This window comes from Streptomyces sp. NBC_00388, assembly GCF_036061255.1.
GTDB lineage: Bacteria > Actinomycetota > Actinomycetes > Streptomycetales > Streptomycetaceae > Streptomyces.
On sequence record NZ_CP107948.1, the window covers coordinates 6,684,832 to 6,709,273 of the forward strand.

Sequence of the window (24,442 nt, forward strand, 5' to 3'; positions counted from 1 at the left end):
GGCGCCCCGGTGCCCGTCGGATCCCCACCGGACACCCCTTCCGGACGTGGACGGTCCCCGGCGCGCACACGCGCGCCGGGGACCGTCGAACCCGGCGTCGGACGTCAGGCGGTGCAGGAGGTGGTGCTGGTGGTGCTGGAGCAGGTGCTCGTGGAGGAGCAGCTGGTGGAGGAGCCCAGCATGACCTCGCTGGCGTCCGAGTAGTCGGTGATCTCGAACGTCTCCGACTCGAGGTCAAGGATCTCCTGGGCGAGGGAGGCGAGGGTGTCGGCCATGATGTCTCCTTGTGAGTCCGAGGACCGGCTGCCGACCGGGACGGTCGTGACCGGTGAAGCGCTGAACCTGCCGGAGGCCGGGGCCTCGGGCTCCACCTTTCTACGCGCCTGCGGCGTCAGCCCCCTGGCTCTCCGCTGTCACTCCGCTGACACCCCCGCATCCGCCGGTCCCCGGCAGCTCCACCGAGGCCCCACTCGCCACTGCGTCTGCCAACTCACCACCCGTGCAGGCGACTTCGCAAGGAACTCGACGATCCCCACCGTCGATGCGCATCCGGCCGACAACTGAGGAGTCCCGCCCGTGACCAGAGACCACGACAGACCCGCCACCATCACGGACGCCGACCGCGCCCCGCACCCGCTACCCGGACTGGCCGTCCTGCTGCCGTCCGCCGCCGAGTTCTATCTCGACCTGCACCGGCATCCCGAACTCTCCGGCGCCGAGCGCCGTACCGCCGCCCGCTTCGCGGACTGGCTGGGGGCCGACGGCTTCCGCGTGCTGCGCGGCGTCGGCGGTCACGGCGTCGCCGCCGAACTCGCCAACGGCGAAGGCCCGGCCGTCCTCCTGCGCGCCGAACTCGACGCCCTGCCCGTGGCCGAGCGGACCGGTGCTCCCTACGCCAGTACCGCGACCGCCCCCGGACCGGACGGGCGGCCCGTCCCGGTGATGCACGCCTGCGGTCACGATGTGCACCTGGCCTGTGCGGCGGCCGCCGCTCGCTGGCTGGCGGCCCGGCGGGACAGCTGGCGCGGCACCCTGCTCGTCGTCGGGCAGCCCGCCGAGGAGACCCTGACCGGTGCCCGGGCCATGCTGGAGGACGGCCTGTACGAACGCGTGACCCCGCCCGACGTCGTCCTCGCGCAGCACACGGCATCCTTCCCCGGCGGCATGGTGGCGCACGCCGAAGGACCGGTTCTGGCCGGCAGCCTGACGCTGGAGGTGTGCTTCGAGGGAGACGGCGGCCACGCCGCCACCCCGCACCTCACCGCCGACCCCCTGCTCGCCGCCGCCGGTGTGGTGACGCGGCTCTCCGCCGTCGTGGCCCGCGAGACCGACCCGGCCGAGCGACTGGTCGTCACCGCCTCCTCGCTGCGGACCCCGGACGCGGGGCGGACCGGGAACATGATCGCCTCGCGGGCCGTGCTGCGCGTCACCGTCCGCGCCTTCTCCGAGGCAGCCCTCGACCGGGCCGCTGCGGCCGTGGAGCGGGTGGCCCGGGCCGAGGCGGGTTCCGCGGCCCTGCCGCCGCGGGTCACCTGCACGGAGACGTCCCGCTCCGGGGTCACTCTCGCCGACGCGGACGTCTCAGCCGTCGTACGCACCGCCCACGTGGCCGCCTTCGGACGCTCCCGCGTCACCGGCTGGCCCGCCACCTCGGCCACGGAGGACTTCCCGCTCCTCACCGGCGCCGGCGCCCACCTTCACGGACGCCCCGGCATCCGCGGCGGCTACTGGATGCTCGGAACCGTCGGCCCCGCGCAGTGGGCGGCCGCCCCCGGCGCCCGGGCCGCCGAGAAGCTCCGCGGCCTGCCCGGCAACCACTCCTCCCGCTACCTTCCCAGCGTCCGCCTCACCCTGGAGACCGGAACGGCCGCATTCGCGACGGCAGCCCTGTCCCAGCTGACGGCCCCGGCCTGCTGAGGTCCCGGCCTACGGGTGGCCCGGCCTGCCGGCCGTACCCGGCGAGGGCGGCGCCACGCGCCGCCTCAGCTGCCGTCCGGCCGGGGGACGAGGCCGTCGGTGACCAGGCCGTCGAGTACCGCCTGCCCCAGGGCGTGCACCGCGGACTGCGGGCGGACCATCACGGTGAACTCCTTGATGAGGCCAGCCTCGTCGAACTGGAGCAGGTCGATGCCGTGGATCTCCTTGCCGCGCACGGTGGCCCGGAAGACGAGGATCGCCGACGGTGCCTCCTGGCCGTCGGCGCTGGTCTCGGCTGCCCCCTCGAAGTCGCCGGTGTAGCGGAAGTCCTCGAAGGTGCGCAGCAGGACACCGAAGAGCCCCAGCACCATGCCCTTGCCCTCGAACGGGGTGAACTTGACCGGGCTGTAGAGGCGGATGTCCTCGGTGAACAGGCCCTCCAGCGCTGCGAGATCGCGCTTCTCCACGGCGGCGCGGAAGCGTTCGGCAGTCTCCATGACCCCTCCTGATACTCAAGAATGTGACTAGTCATTTTCTTGAGTATCATGCAAGGGCGGACGACGGAAGGGAAGGCCTCCCCCGATGGCTTTGCGACATGCCGTGCTGGCGGCGCTGCTGGACGGCGAGTACAGCGGATACCAGCTGGCCAAGGCGTTCGACGTCGGCGTCGCGAACTTCTGGTACGCCCTGCCCCAGCAGCTGTACGCCGAGCTGACCAGGCTGGAGAGGGAAGGACTGGTCTCCGGTCGGCAGGTGGTCCAGGAGACCCGGCCCAACAAACGGCTTTTCCGGGTCACCGACGCCGGTCTCGCCGAGCTGGAGGAGTTCGCGGCTGCCGTGTCCAAGCCCTCGTTCATCCGTGACGATCTGCTCGTGAAGGTCCAGGCAGCCGACCACATCGGTATCGAGCCGGTGATCGAGCAGCTGGAGGAGCGGGCCTCCGCCGCCGGAGCGCGGATCGAGCTCTTCGGCAAGCTGCTGGCGCAGATGCGGGGCGACACGGACGAGGACGCTTTCCTGCTCGGGGGTGAACGGATCGGCCCGTACCTGACGTGCCTGCGCGGTCTCGCCTTCGAAGAGGGGAACCGGGACTGGTGTCTGCGGATCTCGGCCGTCCTGCGGGAGAGGCGGACGGCTCACGAACAGCGGTGAACACCGGGCGCCGCACCCCTGGACGCCCTGACGGCAGCCGCCTCAGACCGCCCCCGGGTCCTGGTAGACCGCGTCGAGCGCGAGATACGCGCCGCCCCGGGCTGCGGCGGCGAAACCCAGCTCGGAGAGCCGCACTTCGCACCTGCCGGCGTCCGACGCCATCACCCGTTCACGGACGACCTCCCGTACGCGGTCCAGCATGAGGTCGCCGATGTGGGTGAAGTATCCGCCCAGCACCACGACGCGCGGATTGAGTACGTCGGCCAGCAGGGCGAGGCCCAGGCCGAGGTCCTCCGCGACCTGCTCCAGGGCCTCGCGGGTGCGCCCGTCCCCGTCCAGGGCGCGCCGGCGCAACTCGCCGAGCCGGGCTTCCAGTTCGATGGCAGGGTCGAGGACCGGGTCGTCGCCGCCGGCGCCGGCCTGCCGCAGGATCGCGTCCAGGCCGACCATCACCTCCCAGCATCCGCGCCGCCCGCAGACGCAGGGGCGGCGCTGCGGGTCCAGGGGCATGTGGCCGACTTCGCCGGCGAAGCCGGTGGCCCCGCGCAACAGCCGGCCGTCGCTGATGATGCCGGCGCCGATGCCGCGTTCGCCGGTGATGCACACCATGTCGTGCACGTCCGACCCCTGCACCTGGACGTGCTCGGCGACGGCGGCGAGCTTCGCGTCGTTCTCCAGGACGAGACCGGGTACCGGCCGGTCGAGGCGCCGGCGGAGCCCGTCTGCCACGGCCACCCCGCGCCAGCCGATGGCGGGTGCGTAGTCGACCGTTCCGGACGCGGAGTCGATGACGCCGGGAAGGGCGAGGGTGAGGCCGACCGGACGGATTCCGTCGCCGTCGATGGCGGTGAGGCAGGCCTGGATCTCTCGCGCGGTCAGGTCCAGGACCTCTTCCGCGCCGGCCTCGGCGACCGCGACGGCGACGCGGTGCTCGTAGACGCTGTCCCCGCTCAGCGTGAGTGCGAGCACCTGGACGTAACTGGTGCTGACCTCCAGGCCGATGCCGCAGAGGTCGCCGCCGTCGATCCGGACCAGGGTGCCGGGACGGCCCACAGCGCCTTCGCGCTGCGCGGGTCCTTCGCGGATCAGGCCCGCTGCGACGAGCTCGGCGACGAGCGTGGTGACGGTCGGCTTGGGCAGCCCGGTGTCGGTGGCGATCTGCGCGCGGGAGCGGGGACCGGCGTCGCGCAGGATCCGCAGCACCACGCCGAGGTTGGCGGGCCGGATGGACCCCCGGTCCCGGGGGCGGGCGGGCCGGGCGTACGACGACGTCATCGCACGAAGGTCGGTCACTGCGTCCTCATCTCTGGGCGGGGGCTGTGCGGGCGTGGAATCCCGGCGCCCCCATGATGGCAAGCCCGCAGCCAGGGGCGCCGGTTGCGGGGCGATCCCGGCCGGGAGCCTTGACAGTCTTCTATTAGTTCAGATTTTATTCAAACTAATTCCTGCACCGTTGTGAACCCCGCACCCCCACCCCCAGCCCGCCGGCATGGCCAGCCCTGTGCCGCCGGACGTCCCGCAGTCCTGGGCCCCACGCGTCTCCGACAGGCGGCCGGGCCCGGGCAGGAGAGGAGTATCTGTGTCAGTCCGCTTCAGAACGAAGACCGCCGGTGTGCTCGCCGCCGTCGCCGTGGTCCTGACCGGCGCACTCGCCACCGCCCCGGCGTCGGCCCAGTCGCCCGGCCCCGCGTACACCGTCTCCATCGGCTCCAAGGGTTCCTGGACCAACCCGGACGACAGCCCGGCCGCCACGTACACCGACAAGAACGGCGCGTTCTACTACCAGTCGGCCCACTCCCTGTACGGGGCGGACGACTCCCGCACCTGGTCGTTCTACGCCGGCAAGGACTTCGACTCGGCGACCCGCTCCTCCGCGCTCAGTGACGCGGTCAACCCGGCCAACGCCAAGGACCGCAACAACGACACCACCTGGCGGTGCAACAACAGCCCGACCGGGCGTTCGGCCACCTACGCCCCCGGCAACTCCAGCTACGCGCAGAAGAACTACTGCGACCTGATGGGGGTGTGGGTGGACCCCGACAGCGGTGACTGGTACGGCCTGGTCCACAACGAGTTCAGCCCGCAGCCCTTCGGCGACGGGCTGCACTACGACGCGATCGACTACACCGTGTCCAAGGACCAGGGCAAGACCTGGACCATCAAGGACCACGTGCTGACCTCGCCGTACAGCACCCAGCGCGGCGACACCAAGGCCTTCCCCCACGACACCTACGACTACGGCGACGGTGACGCGCGCCTGTTCGTGGACACCGCGTCCGGCTACTTCTACGTCTACTACAACTCCCGCGTCCTCCCGAAGGGCGGTGTCTCCGGGGGATGGACCGACGGGAGCCTCTCCCACGTCGCCCGCGCTCCCATGTCGGCGAAGATGGCGCCCGGTTCCTGGAAGAAGTGGTACAACGGCTCCTGGTCCCAGCCGGGGACCGGTGGGCTGGAGAGCAACCTGGAGCCGGTCGACGCGGACCACACCACCGGCTACACGCCCGTCGCGAACGACTACAGCCCGGCCAACCCGGGCAACGTCCAGGAGCAGCGGGCCAACGGGAAGCTTCCCGCCAAGTCCGACCTGCTCACCATGAACATCGCCTACGACGCCTACCTGGGTGTGTACATAGGCCAGCCCGAGGCCATCAACCAGGACGGCAGTGAGCCGCAGCGGTTCTACGTCACCGACAACCTCGCCACCCAGAAGTGGCGGCTCATCGGGGACTCCGGCGACTACCTGAGCGGCTCCTGGTACCGCTGGTTCCTCGACTCGGCGAACAAGACCGGCTCCACCATCGTCGGCAAGTCGTTCCGCTCGTACTGCTCGTTCTCCTGCTCCGGAGGGGCCGACGGGGAGTACTACAACACCGTCGTCGACACGGGCGCCCCCGCGGCTCCCGTCACCCCGGGCAAGAGCTACACCATCGCCGGAGACGCCGGCCGGGCCCTCACCCAGGTCCGGGGCAGCACCGCGACCACATCCCGGGCCCCGGCGGCCGGTTCGGCTCTCGGCCACTGGATCTTCACCCCCGGCGGTGACGGCTCCTACCGCATCACCAACGCGGCCACCCACCAACTCCTGGGTGTGGACGCGAAGTCCGACAGCGGGCGCGCCTGGGGGGCCAAGCCCCGTGCGACCGACGCGCCGGCCGGCGGACCGGGCGTCGGGCAGCAGTGGTTCGTCATCAAGAACACCACCGTGGGCGGCAAGTCCACCGGCACCTACCGTCTGGTGAACCGCTACAGCGGACTCGTGCTCGGTCTGTCGGCCGCCGGCAACCGCCTGGCCGAGACCACGCCCACCCGGGCGTGGACCGACACCACCGGTGGCCCGGTGGGCGGTGGACGCAGCGCGGCGGAGCAGACCCTCACGCTGACCGCTGCGGGCTCCGCCCGCTGACCCTGCCCCGCCGGTCCTCGCGGGTCCGCGAAGACCGGCGGGGCAGGACCCCGGATTACGCCGCACTGCCGTCTGCCGCGCCTCAGGCCGGACGACGGCAGTGCGGCGCCGCCGCCCGGGGCGGCGGACATCCCGCCACCGAATCAGTACGTCACTACGCAGAGCGCCTGGGGCCTTCACCGCCGACAGCGCACCATGGAGGCCCCACGTGCCCGCCCGGTACCACCTCAGGTTCCACATCCACCCCACACCGGCCGCCGCCCGGCAGGCTGCCGAACTCGCCGGGTTCTGCCGGCTCTCGGGTGTCGACGAGGTCGTACTGCTGCTCGCGGCCGAGGAGTTCCACAACGGCCACCCCGACGGCGCCGAGGAGGACCGGCTGTACGAAACGGCTGCCACCGCGGCCGGGATCCTGCGCGACGCCGGTCTCGACGTCAGCCTCAACCCGTGGGTGACCGCGGGGCACGCCGACCGCGGACGCCGGGACCGGCACGGTTTCGCCCCCATGGTGGGGCCCGACGGGCAGACCGCCGCAGGCCAGGCGTCGTTCGCCTGTCCGCGCTGGCGCACCTGGATCGCCGCGCACTACGCCCGTTTCGCCGAGCTCGACTTCCGCGTCCTGTGGCTGGAGGACGACTTCCGCTACCACAACCACGCGCCGCTGGAATGGGGAGGCGGATTCGAACCACCCATGCTGGACCGGCTCGCGGAGCTGGTCGGCGCACCCGTGACGCGCGAGGAGGTGGTGGCCGCGGTGACGGCGCCGGGCACCCCCCACCCCTGGCGCGGCCTGCTGCGCGGAACGTGGCGCACCGCCCAGCTCGAAGTCGCCGCCCTGGTGGCAGAGGCCGTCGAGAAGCACTCGGCAGGCCGCTCCCGGCTGGGCCTGATGAGCTCGGGCCCAGCGGTGCACGCGGTCGAGGGCCGCGACTGGCCGGCCCTGTTCGACGCGCTCTCGATCGGCGGCGAAGTGGTGCACCGGCCGCACTTCGCGCCCTACAGCGACACGTCCGGCCGGGAACTGAGCGGTTCCCTATGGACGTTGGACCACCAGCGGAGTCTGCGGCCTCCTCGCGTGAGCACCGAACCGGAGATCGAGAACTGGCCGCACACCACCTGGTCCAAGTCCGACACCCAGACCTGGTCCGAGATGGTGACCGCACAGCTCTGCGGTGCGGACGCCCTGCTGCTCAACGTCCTGCCCGTCCAGTCCGGCCGGGCCCAGCGTTTCCCGGGCGTCGCCGCCCTGCTGCGGCGGTCCCGCCCCGCACTCGACCACGTGGCCGACCGTCACCACGGCGAGCTGGGTACGTACGGTGTGGGGCTGCCCTTCCACCCGGACGCCCCGGCACACGCGCACACGGCGCAGCCGGGGAACCTGGCGGATCTGACGGTCGATCCGGGGCCCACCGCGGACTTCCTGCTGCGTTACGGGGTGCCGGTGACAGCCGAGGACGCGCCGGTACGGGCGCTGTTCGGCCAGGCGGCCCGGGCGTTCGACGACGCGGCACTGCGGCGGATGCTCTCCGGGGGGCTCCTCGTCGACGGCGTCGCCGCGCAGGTGCTGACCGAGCGGGGATTCGGGGCGCTGCTCGGAGTCACCGTCACCGAGCTCGCCGACCGGCATGCGCCGTCCGCGCCCGGCCCGTACTCCCTGGAATGCGCTCCGGCCCCGCCGGCCGAAGCGGCCGGTGACGACATCCATCTGAGCGTCAACCTGCAACCTGCGCTTGCCCGGCTGGACCCCGCCGGGGGCGCCGACGTCTGGACCACGATCCTCACCCCGGACCTGCGCCCCTGGGGTCCGGGCCGCTGCGTCTTCACCAACGAGCTCGGCGGCCGGGTGGGGGTCCTCGCCGCCACCGCTCCGGAGCTGCTGCCCCACGACAACGACGGCCGGCGGCTGCTGCACGCGATGGTGCGCCATCTGGAGGGTGACGGGCCGGGGCTGCCCCTGGTGAGCGGCGGTCCGTATCTGATCCCGCGTCTGGCGCGCACCGGTCATGGCTGGCAGCTCGCCGTCACGAACGGCAGCGCCGACCCGGTCCGCCCCCGGATCAGCCTGCCGCGCAGCCCGGCGCGTACCTACGCGACGCTGCTCGCCCCGCTCGCCGAACCCGCGCCCGCCGCGATGATCACCTCGGTCGCCGGGGCCCTGACGCTGGGCCAGGACCTGCCGCCCCGAGGCTGGCTCCTCGTCGAGGCGGCCGGCGACCTGCGCGACGGTGCGCCGCCGCGCGTCAGCAGGTGACCCGCCGGCCCGGAGGGGTGTGCAGGACGCGGGTGAACCGCAGGTAGAGGTCGACGCGGTGCTGCATCCTGGCGGGATCGCCGCCGTCGCACTCCGCGGTGCCGTTGAGGCTCCGGATGGTCTCGCCGAACCCCGCGTGGCGGACCATGGCCTGGTGGCCGGTCATGGTGCCGGGCCCGTCCTGGGTGTTCCAGTACCAGAGCGCGGTGGCCCAGGCGACGGCCGGATCCTCTTCGACCAGCCACGGGTCGTCCAGCAGGTCGAGCCCGAGGGCGTCACCTGCGGCCTTGTAGTTGAAGTTCCAGCTCAGCATGATCGCGCCGCGTCCGTAGTACGCGTCCTGCCCGGCGGGGCAGCCGTACGGCTGGGTCGTGTCGCAGAAGACCGGGTAGGTCGACTTGTCCTGGGCGACCTTGTAGAGGAGTCCGCCCGTCTCATGGCTCACCTGGGCGAGGAACGCCGCGGCCTCCTGCCGCCGTACGAGCAGATCCCCCGTCCGGGCGAACCGCGGGTAGGAATGCGTGGCCTCGATCAGCCCGTCGTAGGTGAAGAAGGGGTCCCGCTCGGGGAACATCCGCTCGAACTGACTCTCGCTCACGACGAAGGGCGCGGACCGCCGCCCCTCGTGCGCACTCGCCGCGGGCGCCACGGCTCCCAGGCACGCCAGCGCCAGCAGGGGAGCCAGTAAGCCGCGCAGGCCTCGTCGTCGGAACATTCTCTGCCACTCCTCGTCCGTGGGGTGGGGCGGGTCCCGGCGGGAGCGCCCCGGCTGCCATGGAGGTGCGGGACCCGGCGCTGCGCCGCCGGCGCACAGCGGGCCCCCGGCCTGTCCCGGGCAGGGGCCCGCTGCGCGCGACCGGACGTACGGCGCCGGTGCGGTACGCGTGTCAGCCGACGTTCACGTCGATGCACGTGTAGAAGGCGTTACTGGTGTCCGCGATGTTCCATACGGCGAGGACCTTCTGCTTGCCCTTCAGGCTGCCGAAGTTCACCGAGTGGGTGACGGTCGCGCCGGGCTTGGCGCCATGGTCGTCGAACTCGGCGATCTTCTGCCCGCCGACGAAGTACTGCCAGGTGCTGGTGGCGTGCTGCGCGGTCAGGGTCCACTGGAAATCCGTGGTGGAGGACACCGGTGTGACGGCCCAGCCCTTGGAGTCGTCGTCGAGCTCGGCGTACTGGGAGTTGCCGCCACTGCAGCTCTGCAGGCCCTTGGGGCCCTCGACGCTCTGCGGCTCGTAGGTGATGGCGCCGCAGCTGACGGTGTGGGCCGCGCACTGCGCCTGCCTGCTGGGAGGCGAGGAGATGTAGCCGTGCGCGCTGGCGGATCCGACGGGCAGGCTGAGGGCGAGTACCGGCGCCAGGATCGCGCCGAGAATCGCGGCTGTCTTCCTTTTCGCGTGCATGAGAACTCCTTCACATCAGGTCTTCCTGCATGCGGCGGGTCCGTGGGGGGACACCGCTGCGGGCAGGCCGGCCTCTCGCGGGTGGGGCCGAGAGGCGCGAAGGGAGGGCGGTGGGGACCACCTCCGTACCGGAGGGAACCGAGTGATGCGGTCGTGGCATCCGTGGCCTCCACCCGGTTGGTCCAGACCATTTCAGCTCGACGTGTCCGCGTCAAGAGGGGGTGTGCGGGGGCTCCCCGGGTACCGCGGCGGGCGCGCGGGCGGGGGTGCGCGGAGGGGCGGAATCCGGCCCGGCCGGCCGGACCTGCACCCGGTCGCCCGCCACGGCTTGCGCTGCTGGACCGGTGCACGTCGTATGGGTATGCCGGTGTGCGTGTCCGGGCCGTGCGGTGCGTCGGTCTGCCGCTCCGCCCCCTTCGCGCCGCCGGCCGTACGTCTCAGTCCGGACTGTCTGGAGGCAGGTGTCCATGTCAAAAGGCGCACAGAGAACGGGACTCGTCGCTGAGTTGTCCGCCGAGTTCGCAGGCACCCTCATCCTCATTCTGTTCGGGTGCGGAGTGGTGGCGCAGGTGGCGGCCGCAGGTCTGGGGGACCACGACAGCATCGCCTGGGCCTGGGGCCTGGGTGTCACGCTGGGTGTGTATGTCGCGGGCCGGATCAGCGGGGCCCACATCAACCCGGCGGTCACGCTCGCCTTCGCCCTCTTCAGGGGGTTCTCCTGGGCGAAGGTCGTGCCCTTCGTGGTGGCCCAGACCGCGGGAGCCTTCGCCGCCGCGCTGCTCGTCAGGTGGAACTACACGGAGGTGCTGGCCAAGTTCGACCCCGGCCACACGCTGAAGTCCCAGTTCGTCTTCTCGACACTGCCCGGCAACGGAACCCTGCCGGTCAGCGAGTGGGGCGCGCTGCGTGACCAGATCCTCGGGACCGCGATCCTGCTCTTCGTGCTGTTCGCCCTCACCGACCTGCTGAACGACCCGCCCGGCGCGAATCTGGGACCGCTGCTCATCGGTCTGCTCATCGTGGCCATCGGCATGGCGTTCGGTGCGGACGCCGGTTACGCCATCAACCCCGCCCGTGACTTCGGTCCCCGGCTCGCGAGCTTCATCACCGGCTACCACTCCGCCTGGCGGGATCAGTACGGCAACCTCTACTTCTGGGTGCCCATCGTCGGGCCGCTGATCGGCGGCGCTCTGGGCGCCGGGCTGTACAAGCTGCTGATCGGGCGCTATCTGCCCGGACTCGGCAAGAAGCAGGAGACCGGAAGGATTCCCGCAGCGGACTGACGGGAAGCGCGCGGGGCCGGCAGGGCCGGTGGCACGTACCCACAGCACACGTGGGCCACGCCACCGGCCCTGCCGGCCCCGCGTCGTGCCCGGATGGACTTTCCTTACGGACAGATGGACTCTTCTCCGTCGGCTCATCGGCGAGACGGTGGAATTGAGAGGCTGGGCTCCGCAGGACATCGGATGACTGGACGAAGGTGCGGCCGTACGCAGGCCCGCGCCCGAAGCCACCGAAACCGGAGGACCCGCCCATGGCTCTCAGCCGCCGCCTCTTCGTCACCGCGCTCGCCACCGTCACCGCTTCCGCAGGCTCACCCTTGCTCGCCCCGGACGCTCTGGCCGCGCCTCACCGCCGCCCCTCCTTCCCCGTTGAGCCCGGATACCGCATCGCGATCAGCCCCGATGACACCCCGGACGAACTGGTCGAGAAGGCCGCACGACTCCGCCCGACCGAGCGTCAAATCGCCTGGCAGCGGCTGGAGAAGACGGCCTTCCTGCATTTCGGCGTCAACACCTTCACCGGCCTGGAGTGGGGGACGGGTGAGGAAAGCCCCGATGTCTTCCAGCCGACCGGACTGGACACGGACCAGTGGGCCCGTGCGCTGCGCGACGGCGGCTTCGGGCTCGCCATCCTCACCGTCAAGCATCACGACGGCTTCGTCCTCTACCCCTCGCGCTACACGGAGCACGGGGTCGCCTCCAGCAGCTGGGAGGGCGGCCGCGGGGACGTACTGCGGTCGTTCGCCGACTCGATGCGCGCCCACGGCATCAAGGTCGGTGTCTACATCTCACCGGCCGACGAGAACCAGTACCTGCACGGCGTGTACGCCAACGGCAGCGCCCGCACGGAGCGCACCGTGCCCACGCTCGTGGACGGCGACGACCGCACAGGAAAGCACCTGCGCAGCTTCCGGCTCCAGGCCACCGACTACGGCGCCCATATGCTCAACCAGCTCTACGAAGTGCTGACCGAGTACGGCCCGGTGGACGAGGTGTGGTTCGACGGAGCCCAGGGGCGGATCCCTCCGGAGAAGGTCGAGCACTACGACTGGGACAGCTGGTACGAGGTGGTCCGGGCCCTCGCGCCCGGGGCCTCCGTCGCGGTTTCGGGGCCCGACGTCCGCTGGGTGGGCAACGAGGGCGGGCTGGCCCGTGAGGACGAGTGGAGCGCCGTCCCCGTCGCCGCCGAGGAGTACGGACGTACCGACTACGCGCTCCCGTACGACGCTCCGGACCAGGGCAGCCGGGACGCGCTCGCCGCCTCCCGGGCGGTGGCTCAGTACCTCCAGTGGTGGCCGGCCGAGTGCGACGTCTCCATCAGGCCGGGCTGGTTCTACCACGCGGACCAGAAGCCCAGGACGGTCGACGAACTCACCGACATCTATATGCGGTCGGTCGGACGCAACTCCGTGCTCCTGCTGAACATTCCGCCCGACCAGCAGGGCAGGCTCCCCGCCGCGGACGTCGCAGTGCTGCGCGCCTTCGACGAGCGCATTGGCAGCGAGCTGCCCAAGAACCTCGCGCACACCGCGCGGACCTGGGGCGACGGGCACCACCCGGCCCGCGCGGTCGACGGCGACCCGGACACGGCGTGGACCGCGCCCGCCGCGTCGAAGGGCGCCCTCCACGCCGACTTCGGCCGCCCGCGCGAGGTGAACCGCATCCGGCTCGCCGAGGACATCCGGCACGGCCAGCAGATCGAGCAGGCGGTCGTGGAGGCCAGGACGGAGGACGGCTGGACGCAGGTCGCGAAGGTGGGCACCGTCGGTGCGAGCCGCATCGTGCTGCTGCCCGCCCCGGTGGCCGCCCGGCAGTGGCGGCTGCGCGTATGTGCCTCCCGCCGCCCCGCCCGCATAACGGAGTTCGGGCTCTACCGCTCGCTGAGCTGATCGCCGCACCGCCTGCCCCGGAACCCGCCGGGGCAGGCCGGACCGGCTCTGCCGTCAGCGAATCTGCTGCGGGCCGAGAGAGCTCAACAGGGTGCGGGAACGGCCCGACAGTGGGGGGAGCGCGGAACCTCCGCGCCCCCGACAAGGAGGACCGATGCCTACTCCCCCCGCCGGCTGGGGCGCCGCCCTCGCCCCACACGCGTCCGATGACGCCGGTACCCCCGCCACACGCTTCGACGACCACCTGGCCGCACAGCTCCTCATGCAGCGCATCGTCCTGCTCGGCACCCAGGTCGACGAAGTGTCGGCCAACAGGGTCTGCGCCCAGCTGCTCCTGTTGTCGGCGGAGGACCCGAAGACCGACATCAGCCTCTGCATCAACAGCCCCGGCGGTTCGGTGACGGCCGGGCTGGCGATCTACGACACCATGCGGCTCATCCCGAACGACGTCTCCACCCTCGTGATGGGGTTCGCCGCCAGCATGGGCCAGTTCCTGCTCACGGTCGGAGTCCGGGGCAAGCGCTACGCGCTCCCGAACGCGCGGATCATGATGCATCAGCCGTCGGCCGGTATCGGCGGGACCGCAGCCGACATCGCGATCCAGGCCGAGAACCTCGAATTCACCAAGAAGGCCATCGAGCGGATCACCGCCGAGCACACCGGCCAGAGCGAGGAGACGATCTCCCGTGACGGCGACCGTGACCGCTGGTTCACGGCCGAACAGGCCCGGGAGTACGGCATGGTCGACCGGGTCGTGGAGTCGCTCAGCGACGTCCGCCCGGCCGGCCCGCGGCGACGGACGGGGCTCTGAGATGGACCGGTACCCGATGCACATGGGGCAGTACACGATTCCGAACGTCGTCGAGCGCACCCCGCAGGGGGAGCGGTCCTACGACGTCTTCAGCCGGCTGCTCTCCGAACGGATCATCTTCATCGGCACCGAGATCGACGACGGCGTGGCCAACGTCGTCATCGCCCAGCTGCTGCACCTGGAGTCGTCCGGTCAGGAAACGGAGATCTCCGTCTACATCAACTCACCCGGCGGATCGGTCACTTCACTCATGGCCATCTACGACACCATGACCTTCGTCAACTCGCCCATCTCGACCTTCTGCGTCGGCCAGGCGGCCTCGACCGCAGCGGTGCTGCTCGCCGGGGGCGACCCCGGCCGGCGGTTCGTCCTCGACCACGCCCGCGTGCTGCTGGGACAGCCCGCGAGCGGCGGCCAGCAGGGCACGGTCTCCGACCTCAGCCTGCGGGCGAAGGAGATGCTCCGGATCCGCGCGGAGATCGAGGAGGTCCTCTCCCGGCACACGCACCACGAGATCTCCGAACTGCGCGCCGACATGGACCGCGACAAGGTCTTCACCGCGCGCGAAGCCGTCGCGTACGGGCTCGCCGACCAGGTACTCAGCCGCCGGAACGCGGCGGCGTAGCGCCCCGGCGCCCGGGAGGGGAGGCTGTACGGGGCGCGGCCCCGTACAGCCTCCCGGAGGCCGGCGATCAGGCGGCCAGGCGCACTTCGCCCCGGTGGGAGACCGGGGACGCCGCCGTACGGTGGGCCGGGTCCGGCAGGGGCACCACGGAGCCGCTCCGGCCGGTGCGGGCGGGCTGCTCCCCGGCGGTGAGCCCGGGCGCCGTGGGGGCGGGCGCTGCCGCGGTACGCGGAACGGCCGAACCCGGAGGGGCGAGACGGGCGAGCTCGCGCCGGCCCAGCCCGAGCAGATCGGCGAGCCCGAGCCCGAGCGCACGGGCGGCAGCCGCGAGGACCTCCGACGAGGCCTCCTTGCGACCGCGTTCCAGCTCGGAGAGGTACGGCATCGAGATTCTGGCCGCGTCGGCCACATCCTTCAGCGTGCGCTCCTGCGCGAGGCGTTCCCGGCGCAGGACGCCTCCCACGACATCACGCCACAGGGGTTCTCTCGTCTCGGTCCGCGAGGCCGGTGCAGGGGTGGCTGCACCCGGGCGCAGGGGAAGGACGCGGGCTTCGTTCGGCGCATGGCTGCTCACCTCCTCAGCGTAGGAGCCCCGCGCCCGGCAGACCGCCGGTGGCGTTCTGCCCTCGGCGAATTCATCCGGCGGCGGGCGCGTCCACCCGGGGCGGCTCGCCCCAGGGCGCGGTCAGCGCCTCCCGCAGGGCGGCGACGGTGGCTGCGCCGATACGGTCGGACAGGGCCGCTTCGATGACGGCGAGTACGTCCTGGGCGTGCCGGTGGGCGCGTGCGCCCTCCTCGGTGGTCCTGATCAGCCGGCTCCGCGCCGAAACCGGGTCGGTCGCCTGCTCCAGCAGCCCCATCCCGATGAGGCCGTGCACGGCCTGATGCGCGGTCTGCCGGGTCACACCGATGCGCCGGGCGAGTTCGGAGACGGTGGTGCCCCCGGCGTCCAGGGTGGCGAAGACGGCTGCCTGGGCGGTGGTCACCGGCTGCTCGCCCGCCTGCCGCATACCGGCCAGCAGGGCGTCGTCGAACCACCGCTTGGCCTCGATGAGCAGCTGGGGCAGGTTCGGGGCGGTCGTCATGGCTCCTCGCGGGTACGGGCCTCCGAGCATAACGACACCGGGGTCCGCGCCCGGCCGCGCGCCCCGCGGTGCTGTCAGACGACGGGCAGCCCCGCGTAGTTCTCGGCGAGCGAGGCGGACGCGGCGTCCGACGAGGTGATGTACCTCAGGTGGGAGAGCTGGAGGCGGCGGTCGAACGCGGTGGCCGCGGGGTCGGTGTGCAGCAGGCTCGTCATCGTGTACGAGAAGTGCTCGGCCCGCCAGACGCGGCGCAGCGCGGTCTCGGAGTAGGCGTCCAGCAGCGTCTCGTCCTGCCGGGTGTGCCAGTGGGAGAGGGCCCGCGCCAGGAGTGTCACGTCGGCGACGGCGAGGTTGAGCCCCTTGGCCCCGGTGGGCGGAACGATGTGCGCCGCGTCCCCGGCGAGGAAGAGACGGCCGTGACGCATGGGCTCCGCCACGAAACTGCGCATCGGGGTGATGCTCTTCTCGGTGACCGGGCCGCGCCCGAGCGTCCAGCCGCTCTCGGTCTCGAAGCGCGCGTCGAGTTCGTCCCAGATCCGCGCGTCCGGCCAGTTGTCGGTGGTGTCGCTGGGATCCACCTGGAGGTAGAGGCGGCTGACCTGCGGCGACCGCATGCTGTGCAGGGCGAAGCCACGGGCGTGGTGGGCGTAGATCAACTCGTCGCAGGACGGCGGCACATCGGCCAGGATGCCCAGCCAGGCGAAGGGGTAGGTGCGCTCCGAAACGGTGAGGACGCCGTCCGGCACCGCACGCCGCCCGATGCCGTGAAAGCCGTCGCACGCCACCACGACATCGCAGTCCAGGGTCTGTTCAGCCCCCGCCTGGCGGAAGCGGACCGAGGGGGAAGCCGTATCGGCGCCGTCGACCGAGAGGGCCTCTGCCTCGAACAGCACCTGACCGTCCGCCTGTTCACGCAGTGCGATGAGGTCCTTGACCACCTCGGTCTGTGCGTAGACCATCACGGAGCGCCCGCCGGTGCCGGCTGCCAGGTCGATGCGGTGGGCCCGGCGGTCGAACCTGAGCTCCACCCCCTGGTGCGGGATGCCCTGGCGGTCCATCCTCTCCCCGGCGCCCGAGGCCCGCAGTACCTCGACGGTGCCGTGTTCGAGGATGCCGGCGCGCTGGCGCCGCTCGACGTACTCCCGCGTGCGGAGTTCCAGCACGACACTCTCGATGCCCTGGCGGTGGAGCAGGTGGGACAGCAGCAGCCCGGCGGGGCCGGCGCCGATGATGCCTACACGTGTGCGCATGCGGACTCCTGGTACGGCGAGGGGCGGTGGCGGTGGCGGAGAGCGGCGCGGACGCCGTCAGGTGGTCCCGTCGAGGTCGGACAGCACACGCTCGGCGGTGGCGAAGGCCGCGTTGGCCGCGGGGACACCGCAGTAGACGGCGCTCTGGAGCAGGACCTCCTCGATCTCGTCGCGGGTGAGCCCGTTGCGGATCGCCGCGCCGATGTGCATCGCCAGCTCTTCGAGCCGGCCGTGGGCCACCAGTGCGGTGAGCGTGATGCAGCTGCGGGTACGGCGGTCCAGGCCGGGGCGGGTCCAGATCTCCCCCCAGGCGTAGCGGGTGATGAGGTCCTGGAAGGCGGCGGTGAACGGGGTGCTGCGTGCGACGGAGCGGTCCACGTGAGCGCCGCCCAGCACGGCCCGCCGTACGGCCGTCCCCGCCGCCCGGCGCGCCGCGTCGTCACCCGCCGGTGCGTCGAAGTGCGCCCGGAGTGCGGCGAGTACGGGCTGCGGCTGCTCGACCGGGGCCAGGTGGGAGGCGCCCGGCAGTTCGAGCAGAGTGGCCCCGGGGATCCCGTCGGCGAGTTCCCGGGAATGGGCCGGGGGAGTGGCGGGATCCTCGCGCCCGGCGACGACCAGGGTGGGTGCGCCGACGCGGTGGAGTTCGCTCCGCAGGTCGTGCGCGGCCAGCGCGTCGCAGCACGCCGCGTACCCGGCCGGGTCCGCGTCGCGGAGGTCGGCGACGGTGGCCCTGGCGGCGGCCGATCCGGTGAAGGCCGGGGTGAACCAGCGACCGGACGCGCCCGGTACGAGCACCGCTGTGCCTTCGGCCCTGACGAGTGCGGCGCGCTCCCGCCAGCCGGCCGGGTCGCCGAACCGGGCGGACGAACAGACCAGCGCGAGCGCGCCGACCCGCTCCGGGTGGTGCACCGCGAGGTGTGCGCCGATGGCACCGCCGAGGGAGATTCCCGCGTACCCGAAGCGGTCCCAGCCCTGCGCGTCGGCCAGCCGCAGGACGAGAGCGGCGAGGTCCGCGACGGTGGCTGAGCCGTCCCGGGGGAGCAGCCCGGCGGGGGAGCCGCCGTGCCCCGGCAGGTCGAAGCGGAGGACGCGGTGGGTACGGGACAGGGCGGCGGCATGGTCCGCCCAGACGGACGCGGAGGTGCCGAGGGAGGGGCCGAGGATGAGCGGGGCGCCGTCGGGCGCGCCGTCGAGCAGGTGGTGCGGCAGGGGGCTCACGGCCGGTTCCTTCCGAGGGGGGCGCGTTTCAGAGCATGGTCGGTCAAGGCGGCGGCCGAGCCGGGGTAACGGACCGGGTCGGCGAGTTCCCGGAGGGCTTCGTCGCTGACGAGGCCCTTGAGCGCGGGATCCTCCCGCAGTACCGCGGCGAGGCTCAGTGGCCCGCCGGCGGCCCTGCGGGCGGCGCGGGCGAGCAGTTCGGCGGCCGGGGCGCGGCCGAGCAGCCGGCCGAGCTCGGCGGTGATCCGCTCACTGACCACCAGACCCTGCGTCACGGTCAGATTCCCGGCCATGCGCTCGGTGAACACCACCAGATCCGCGGTGAGCCGGGCGGCCAGCCGGGCTGCTCCGCCGGTCAGCCGGAGCAGCTCGCGCAGGGTCTGCCACTCGGCGTGCCAGGCACCTGCCGGACGTTCGTCCTCGGCGGCCAGCGAGCCCAGCAGCACGGAGGCGAGGGCCGGTGTTCTGCGGGCCGCGGCAGCGATCAGCGTGGCCCGCACGGGGTTGCTCTTGTGCGGCATCGCGGAGGAGCGGCCACCGCCGCCCTCGGCCAGCTCGCCGATCTCGGTGCGCGAGAGCACCAGGACGTCCGCGGCGAGTTTGCCGAGCGCGCCCGCGGTGAGGGCGAGCGCCCCGCCCGCGTCGGCCACGGGGGTGCGCAGGGTGTGCCAGGGCAGAGGGGGCGCGGCCAGACCGAGTTCGCCGGCGAAGGCGGCGAGCAGGCCGGGACCGCTGCCGGGCTCGCAGGCCAGGACCTCGAAGGCCGCCAGGGTCCCGGCGGCGCCGCCCAGCTGGGCCGGCGGGCGCAGGGCCGACAGCCGGTCCGCCGCGTCCAGTACGAGACTGCGCCAGCCGGCTGCCTTCAGGCCGAAGGTGGTGGGGACGGCGTGCTGGGTGAGGGTGCGGCCCGCCATCGGCGTCTCCCGGTGCTCCGCTGCCAGCCGCCCGAGTGTCCCGGCCGTCCGGTGCAGATCCTGGATGATGTCCGGCAGGCTGCGAGCCGTCACCAGCATGGCCGCGGTGTCGAGCACGTCCTGACTGGTGGCGCCCCGGTGGACGTACGGTGCGGCCTCGCAGGACACGGCGGCGGTGAGATCACTGACGAGCGGGATGACCGGGTTGCCGCCCGGGCGGCCCCGCAGCGCGAGGTCGCGTACGTCGAAGCGGTCGGCACGGGCCGCAGCCGAGATCTCTGCCGCGGCCCGTGCCGGGGCATGTCCGAGCGCCGCCTGGGCGCGGGCCAGGGCGGCTTCCGCGTCGAGCATCGCCTGCAGGAACGCGCGGTCGCCGGTGGCCGCCTCGGTGGCCGACCCGGCCCGTACCGGATCGAGCAGGCCGACATCGGCGGCCTCCCGTTCCCCCCGGTCCCCGGACGGGACCGCGCCCGTCGTGCGGTGTTCAGCCGAAGTCAAGGAAGACCGTCTCCTCTTCGCCCTGGAGGCGGATGTCGAACCGGTAGGTGTCCGGGGCCGTCCCGGCCGCGAGCAGGGTCCGCCGGCGCGCCGGGTCGAGGGCGGCGAGCAGCGGATCGTCCCCGGCAGCCGCCTGCGGGAGATAGACCCGGGTGTAGAGGTGGTGCAGCAGTCCACGGGCGAAGACGCAGACGGACAGGTAGGGCACGCCGCCGGGGGGCACGGTGCGCACGGCCCACCGGCCGTCCGCGTCGGTGGCGACCCGGCCGAAGCCGGTGAAGGTGACCCCGTCCCGGCCGAGATGACCGCCGGTCACCGGGTCGCGGCGCATCGAGCCGGGTGCCCCGGTACGGGAACCGTCGGGGGCGGGCTGCCAGAACTCCAGCACGGCGTCCGGGACCGGCTCCCCGGCCCCGTCGAGGACCGAGCCGTGCACGGTGATGGTGCCGGGGTGTCCGGCCGGGGCGATCTCGGGGCCGCCGGGGAAGGGCAGCGCGTATCCGTAGAAGGGGCCCACGGTCTGGGAGGGGGTGGGCGGCACGGTCATCGGCCTTCCTCGGTCCAGGTGGCTGCGGGGCCGTCCAGGACGATGTCCCAGCGGTAGCCCAGCGACTGCCCGGGACGGGACAGTTCGTGTTCGTACCGCGCGACCAGACGCTCCCGGGCGGCGTCGTCGGTGACCGACTGCAGGATGGGGTCGTAGGCGAAGAGCGGATCGCCCGGGAAGTACATCTGGGTGACCAGCCGCTGGGCGAAGGCCTGCCCGAAGAGCGAGAAGTGGATGTGCGCCGGGCGCCACGCGTTGGCGTGGTTGCGCCAGGGATAGGCGCCGGGTCTGACGGTGGTGAAGGAGTACTCGCCCTGGTCACTCGTCAGGCAGCGGCCCACCCCGGTGAAGTGGGGGTCGAGAGGCGCCGCGTGCCGGTCGCCCTGGTGGGCGTAGCGCCCCGAGGCGTTGGCCTGCCATATCTCCACCAGCTGGCCGCGCACCGGGCGGCCGGAACGGTCGAGGACGCGGCCGGTGACGGTGATCCGTTCTCCCATCGGCTCCCCCTGGTGCTGGCGCGTCAGGTCGGCGTCCAGCGCCGTGACGTCGGTGACGCCGAAGGCCGGGCCCGACAGTTCCACCGCTTCCGGGTCGTGCACGGCCGTCAGGGGCTGCGCGGGATGGCGCAGCAGGGTGCTCCGGTACGGGGCGTAGCCCCGGGCGGGGTGGTGCCGGACCACACCGGAGCGGGCGTAGGCCTCGTGCGCCTCGGTGATCTCGCGGGATATGCCGGACTGGGTGAGCGACATGGTGGACGGTTGCCTTTCCGGTACCAGGGAGGTGCGGCACGGCCCTCGGGCCGGGGTCTTCCGTTCGGCCCGGGCCGGGTCAGCGGGCGTCCGCGCGGCCCGTGGGGAGGAGTACGGGTGCGGCGGTGCGCGCCGCGACCTCGTCCGGGCTCACGCCGGGCGCCGTCTCGGCGAGCACGAGGCCTTCACCGGTCACATCGAGGACGGCCAGGTCGGTGATGATGCGGTTGACGCAGCGGCGGCCGGTCAGCGGCAGCGTGCACTCCTGGAGGATCTTCGGCGAGCCGTCCCTGGCCGTGTGCTCCATGAGGACGATGACGGTGCGGGCGCCGTGGACCAGGTCCATCGCCCCGCCCATCCCCTTGACCATCTTTCCGGGAATCATCCAGTTGGCGAGGTCACCCGCCGCGGACACCTGCATCGCACCGAGAATCGCGGCGTCGATGTGGCCACCGCGGATCATGCCGAAGGAGAGCGCGGAGTCGAAGAAACTCGCGCCGGGCAGCACGGTGACGGTCTCCTTGCCCGCGTTGATGAGGTCGGGGTCGACCTCGGCTTCGGTCGGATACGGCCCCACGCCCAGCAGCCCGTTCTCCGACTGCAGGACCACGTCGATCCCGGCGGGGAGGAAGCTGGGCACCAGCGTCGGGAGGCCGATGCCGAGGTTGGCGTAGGTGCCGTCCCTGAGCTCGCGCGCGGCGCGCCCCGCCATCTCGTTCCGTGTCCAGGCCATCAGCCCGCCACCCCCCTCGGAGCGGCGGAGACCGAGAGGGTCCGCCGCTCGATGCCCTTGTCGGCTGCCTGGGCCGGGGTCAGCGCGACGACGCGCTGGACGAACACCCCCGGCACATGGACCTCGTCGGGTCCGATCCTGCCCGGCTCGACGAGCTCTTCGACCTCGGCGATGGTGATCCGCCCGGCCATCGCCGCCAGCGGGTTGAAGTTGCGGGCCGCCTTGTTGAGGACGAGGTTGCCGTGGTGGTCGCCCCTGGCTGCGCGCACCAGGGCGAAGTCGGTGGTGATGGCGCGTTCCAGGACGTACTCGCGGCCGTCGTAGATACGTACCTCCTTGGGCGGCGAGGCCACCGCGACGCTGCCGTCGGGGGCGTACCGCCAGGGCAGCCCGCCGTCGGCGACCTGGGTACCGACGCCCGCGGGCGTGTAGAAGGCCGGGATGCCGCAGCCGCCGGCCCGCAGCCGCTCGGCCAGCGTGCCCTGGGGGGTGAGTTCGAGCTCCAGTTCACCGCCGAGATAGCGGCGGGCGAACTCCTTGTTCTCGCCGACGTAGCTGCCGGTCACCCGGGCGATCCGGCCGGCCGCGAGCAGCGTGCCGAGGCCGCCGCCGTCCACACCGCAGTTGTTGGAGACGACACTCAGCCCGGTGGAGCCCCTGGCATGGAGGGCCTGGATCAGGACGTCCGGGACCCCGCTCAGGCCGAATCCGCCGACAGCGAGGGAAGCGCCATCCGGGATGTCCGCCACCGCCTCATCGGCGGTGGCCGCCAACTTGTCCATGCCAAGCCCCTGTTCGCCTGATGAACTTTCGTTCATAATTGCTTGGGCTTGAGTCTCCGCCGAGCCTTCGGCCCTGTCAACGGCTGCGGGTACGGTTTTCCCACCGTCGCCGGCACCGGCGACCGCCCCGAGGAGGTACGGCCCATGCCGCAGGCCATGCGGGAGTCCGCCGCGGCACTCGCCCCGCCCGGCGAGACCGTCGGCCCGCTGGAGCGCGGCCTGGCAGTGCTGCGCACGATGGCCGGGGACCCGGACTCCCGCCTGCGCGCGAGCGACCTGGCCCGCACGACAGGGCTGGCGCGTTCCACCGTCGACCGGATCGCGCTCACCCTGGCCCGGCTCGGGTACCTCCGCTCCGACGGCCGCGACCTGATGCTCGCCCCGCGGCTGATGGAGCTCGGCAATGCCTACCTGGCCTCCTGCGGGCTGCCCGGCGCGCTGGAGCCGCACGCCATCGCCCTCGCCGACGAGCTGGACGAGTCCGTTTCGATCGCCGTACCCGACGGCGACGGAGTCCGCTTCATCACCCAGGCCACCCGCCGGCGGGCCATGGCACTGGCCTTCCGGATCGGCGATCTGCTGCCCGCGGAGCGCTGCGCCCCGGGGGCGGTCTTCGCCGCCGGATGGGACGGGGCCGACCGCACCCGATGGCTGACCCGGCGTGGGCAGGACCCGCTGGACACGGGGTTCCCCGCCGTGCCGCCCCGTGTCCCGCCACTCCGGCCGGACCGGACCGAAGCGGCGTTCGAAGCACGTGTGCGGGAGGCGGCGGACCTCGGCTGGTCGACGGACGATCAGCTCATCGAACCGGGCCTCGTCGCTGTGGCCCACGCCGTCCGCGATCCGGCGGGGACGCCGGTCTGCGCCCTCAGCGTCGTCAGCCACACCAGCCGGCACAGCGCGCAGTCCCTCCGCGAACACGCCCTGCCACGCCTGCGCCTGGCCGCGGCGGCGATGGAAGAGGCACTGCGCGCGCCCTCCCGTCCGGCGGCACCGCCGGTCACCTCCGCGGCGGCGGACACCGGCACCGGCCTGAAGGCCGAACTGGGCCCCGATTTCCTCCAGTCGCTGGCCAGAGGGCTCACCGTCCTGCGCGCTCTCGGCGCGGCCCGCGGCGGACTGACCCTCACCGCCGTCGCCGCAGCGGCCGCCCTCCCGCGTGCCAGCGCCCGCCGCTCCCTCCTCACTCTCCAGCACCTCGGCTATGTGCGCGCCGACGAGGGTGCCTTCACACTGCTTCCGCGCGTACTCGAACTCGGCTACGCCCGGCTCTCCCGGCTCTCCTTCGGCGAGATCGTACGGCCCCATCTGGCCGAACTCACCGGCCAGGTAAGGGAGTCGGCGTCCGTCGCGGTCCTGGACGGTGACGAGATCCGCTATGTGGAGCGGGTACCCACGGCCCGCATCATGAGCGTGGACATCACCGTCGGCACGCGGTTCGCCGCCTATGCCACCTCGATGGGCCGGGTCCTCCTCGCCAGCCTGCCCGCGCCGGAACGCGCCGCCCGGCTGGCACGGATCACGTTCGAGCCGCTCACCCGCCATACCGTGACAACACCCGGCGCCCTGGCGGACATTCTGGAATCCGTCGCACGCGACGGCCACGCCCTGGTCGACGAGGAGCTTGAGGAGGGCCTGCGTTCGGTCGCGATGCCGCTCCGGGACGGCTCGGGGCGCACCATCGCGGCCGTCAACGTGTCGCAGCACGCGGGACGTGCCACCCGGCAGCAGTTCCTGGAGGCCGTTCTGCCTCACCTGGCTGCGGCGGTCGCGCGGACGGAGGCCGACCTGGCTGTCGCAGCGGAGCGGCAGCACATCGCCGCGCCCTGACCCCCTCCCGGCCCACGGGCGGTACACCCGCGCCGGCGGCGGGCCGGCGGATCCTGTTCCGGGGGCTGTTGCTTCCGGGTGCGATCACGTTCGCCTGTG

At 72.6% G+C, this 24,442-nt stretch carries 23 protein-coding genes; 9 read left to right on the forward strand and 14 right to left on the reverse strand.

Annotation, left to right across the window (positions count from 1 at the left end; translation table 11 throughout):
* Positions 1–104: 104 nt before the first annotated feature.
* Positions 105–275, reverse strand: a complete 171-nt coding sequence (locus OG917_RS29710; RefSeq protein ID WP_328321417.1) for a thiazolylpeptide-type bacteriocin — start codon at positions 273–275, stop codon at positions 105–107.
* A 301-nt stretch (positions 276–576) separates the two neighbouring features.
* Here OG917_RS29710 and OG917_RS29715 point away from each other — a divergent pair, with 301 nt between their 5' ends.
* On the forward strand, positions 577–1,917 hold the full coding sequence (locus tag OG917_RS29715; protein ID WP_328321419.1) for an amidohydrolase: 1,341 nt from the start codon (positions 577–579) through the stop codon (positions 1,915–1,917).
* Between the two features lie 65 nt (positions 1,918–1,982).
* On the opposite strand, the gene OG917_RS29720 is transcribed toward OG917_RS29715, so the two are convergent.
* Entirely contained in the window at positions 1,983–2,414 is a 432-nt protein-coding gene (locus tag OG917_RS29720; RefSeq protein ID WP_328321421.1) for a nuclear transport factor 2 family protein, read from the reverse strand.
* Between the two features lie 85 nt (positions 2,415–2,499).
* On the opposite strand from OG917_RS29720, the gene OG917_RS29725 reads away from it, so the two are divergent.
* Complete coding sequence (locus OG917_RS29725; RefSeq protein ID WP_328321423.1) at positions 2,500–3,069, forward strand: PadR family transcriptional regulator; 570 nt, start codon at positions 2,500–2,502, stop codon at positions 3,067–3,069.
* Positions 3,070–3,111: 42 nt separating this feature from the next.
* Here the strand turns inward: OG917_RS29725 and OG917_RS29730 are convergent, their stop codons facing one another.
* A complete protein-coding gene (locus tag OG917_RS29730; protein ID WP_328321425.1) occupies positions 3,112–4,362 on the reverse strand; it encodes an ROK family transcriptional regulator in 1,251 nt (416 codons plus the stop codon).
* A 286-nt stretch (positions 4,363–4,648) separates the two neighbouring features.
* Here OG917_RS29730 and OG917_RS29735 point away from each other — a divergent pair, with 286 nt between their 5' ends.
* Together OG917_RS29735 and OG917_RS29740 are read left to right on the forward strand one after the other, a co-directional pair.
* Positions 4,649–6,475, forward strand: coding sequence for an RICIN domain-containing protein (locus OG917_RS29735; RefSeq protein WP_328321427.1), 1,827 nt, complete (start codon positions 4,649–4,651; stop codon positions 6,473–6,475).
* Between the two features lie 208 nt (positions 6,476–6,683).
* Positions 6,684–8,726 (forward strand): hypothetical protein, encoded by a 2,043-nt coding sequence (locus OG917_RS29740; protein ID WP_328321429.1) that lies wholly within the window; start codon positions 6,684–6,686, stop codon positions 8,724–8,726.
* Here OG917_RS29740 and OG917_RS29745 read toward each other — a convergent pair.
* Together OG917_RS29745 and OG917_RS29750 are read right to left on the reverse strand one after the other, a co-directional pair.
* Positions 8,716–9,441, reverse strand: a complete 726-nt coding sequence (locus OG917_RS29745; protein ID WP_328321431.1) for a chitinase — start codon at positions 9,439–9,441, stop codon at positions 8,716–8,718. The genes OG917_RS29740 and OG917_RS29745 overlap by 11 nt on opposite strands.
* Positions 9,442–9,613: 172 nt before the next feature.
* Positions 9,614–10,129 carry a lytic polysaccharide monooxygenase auxiliary activity family 9 protein gene (locus OG917_RS29750; RefSeq protein ID WP_328321433.1) on the reverse strand — a complete coding sequence of 172 codons (516 nt, stop codon included), beginning with the start codon at positions 10,127–10,129 and terminating at the stop codon, positions 9,614–9,616.
* 467 nt (positions 10,130–10,596) lie between these two features.
* Between OG917_RS29750 and OG917_RS29755 the strand changes: the two genes are divergently transcribed.
* The 4 genes from OG917_RS29755 (at position 10,597) to OG917_RS29770 (ending at position 14,737) form a co-directional block, all read left to right on the forward strand.
* Positions 10,597–11,412 carry an MIP/aquaporin family protein gene (locus OG917_RS29755; protein WP_328321435.1) on the forward strand — a complete coding sequence of 272 codons (816 nt, stop codon included), beginning with the start codon at positions 10,597–10,599 and terminating at the stop codon, positions 11,410–11,412.
* A 251-nt stretch (positions 11,413–11,663) separates the two neighbouring features.
* Positions 11,664–13,301, forward strand: a complete 1,638-nt coding sequence (locus OG917_RS29760) for an alpha-L-fucosidase (protein WP_328321437.1) — start codon at positions 11,664–11,666, stop codon at positions 13,299–13,301.
* Positions 13,302–13,455: 154 nt separating this feature from the next.
* A complete protein-coding gene (locus OG917_RS29765; RefSeq protein WP_328321439.1) occupies positions 13,456–14,112 on the forward strand; it encodes a ClpP family protease in 657 nt (218 codons plus the stop codon).
* 22 nt (positions 14,113–14,134) lie between these two features.
* Positions 14,135–14,737, forward strand: a complete 603-nt coding sequence (locus tag OG917_RS29770; RefSeq protein ID WP_328322288.1) for a ClpP family protease — start codon at positions 14,135–14,137, stop codon at positions 14,735–14,737.
* Between the two features lie 67 nt (positions 14,738–14,804).
* On the opposite strand, the gene OG917_RS29775 is transcribed toward OG917_RS29770, so the two are convergent.
* The 9 genes from OG917_RS29775 to OG917_RS29815 form a co-directional block, all read right to left on the reverse strand.
* Positions 14,805–15,311, reverse strand: coding sequence for a helix-turn-helix domain-containing protein (locus OG917_RS29775; protein WP_328321441.1), 507 nt, complete (start codon positions 15,309–15,311; stop codon positions 14,805–14,807).
* A 61-nt stretch (positions 15,312–15,372) separates the two neighbouring features.
* Entirely contained in the window at positions 15,373–15,822 is a 450-nt protein-coding gene (locus OG917_RS29780; RefSeq protein ID WP_328321443.1) for a MarR family winged helix-turn-helix transcriptional regulator, read from the reverse strand.
* Positions 15,823–15,896: 74 nt separating this feature from the next.
* A complete protein-coding gene (locus tag OG917_RS29785) occupies positions 15,897–17,072 on the reverse strand; it encodes a 4-hydroxybenzoate 3-monooxygenase (RefSeq protein ID WP_328321445.1) in 1,176 nt (391 codons plus the stop codon).
* A gap of 57 nt (positions 17,073–17,129) precedes the next feature.
* Entirely contained in the window at positions 17,130–18,290 is a 1,161-nt protein-coding gene (gene pcaDC / locus OG917_RS29790; protein WP_328321447.1) for a bifunctional 3-oxoadipate enol-lactonase/4-carboxymuconolactone decarboxylase PcaDC, read from the reverse strand.
* Positions 18,287–19,702: a 3-carboxy-cis,cis-muconate cycloisomerase gene (gene pcaB, locus OG917_RS29795; RefSeq protein WP_443059042.1), complete on the reverse strand. Its 1,416-nt coding sequence runs from the start codon at positions 19,700–19,702 to the stop codon at positions 18,287–18,289. The genes pcaDC and pcaB overlap by 4 nt, the downstream gene beginning before the upstream one ends.
* Complete coding sequence (pcaG, locus tag OG917_RS29800) at positions 19,689–20,249, reverse strand: protocatechuate 3,4-dioxygenase subunit alpha (protein WP_328321449.1); 561 nt, start codon at positions 20,247–20,249, stop codon at positions 19,689–19,691. Before pcaG ends, pcaB begins: the two co-directional genes overlap by 14 nt.
* Entirely contained in the window at positions 20,246–20,998 is a 753-nt protein-coding gene (pcaH, locus tag OG917_RS29805) for a protocatechuate 3,4-dioxygenase subunit beta (RefSeq protein ID WP_328321451.1), read from the reverse strand. The genes pcaG and pcaH overlap by 4 nt, the downstream gene beginning before the upstream one ends.
* Positions 20,999–21,077: 79 nt before the next feature.
* Positions 21,078–21,731, reverse strand: a complete 654-nt coding sequence (locus OG917_RS29810) for a CoA transferase subunit B (RefSeq protein ID WP_328321453.1) — start codon at positions 21,729–21,731, stop codon at positions 21,078–21,080.
* Entirely contained in the window at positions 21,731–22,513 is a 783-nt protein-coding gene (locus tag OG917_RS29815) for a CoA transferase subunit A (protein WP_328321455.1), read from the reverse strand. The genes OG917_RS29810 and OG917_RS29815 overlap by 1 nt, the downstream gene beginning before the upstream one ends.
* 156 nt (positions 22,514–22,669) lie before the next feature.
* Here OG917_RS29815 and OG917_RS29820 point away from each other — a divergent pair, with 156 nt between their 5' ends.
* Positions 22,670–24,343 carry an IclR family transcriptional regulator domain-containing protein gene (locus OG917_RS29820; protein WP_328322292.1) on the forward strand — a complete coding sequence of 558 codons (1,674 nt, stop codon included), beginning with the start codon at positions 22,670–22,672 and terminating at the stop codon, positions 24,341–24,343.
* Positions 24,344–24,442: the final 99 nt, after the last annotated feature.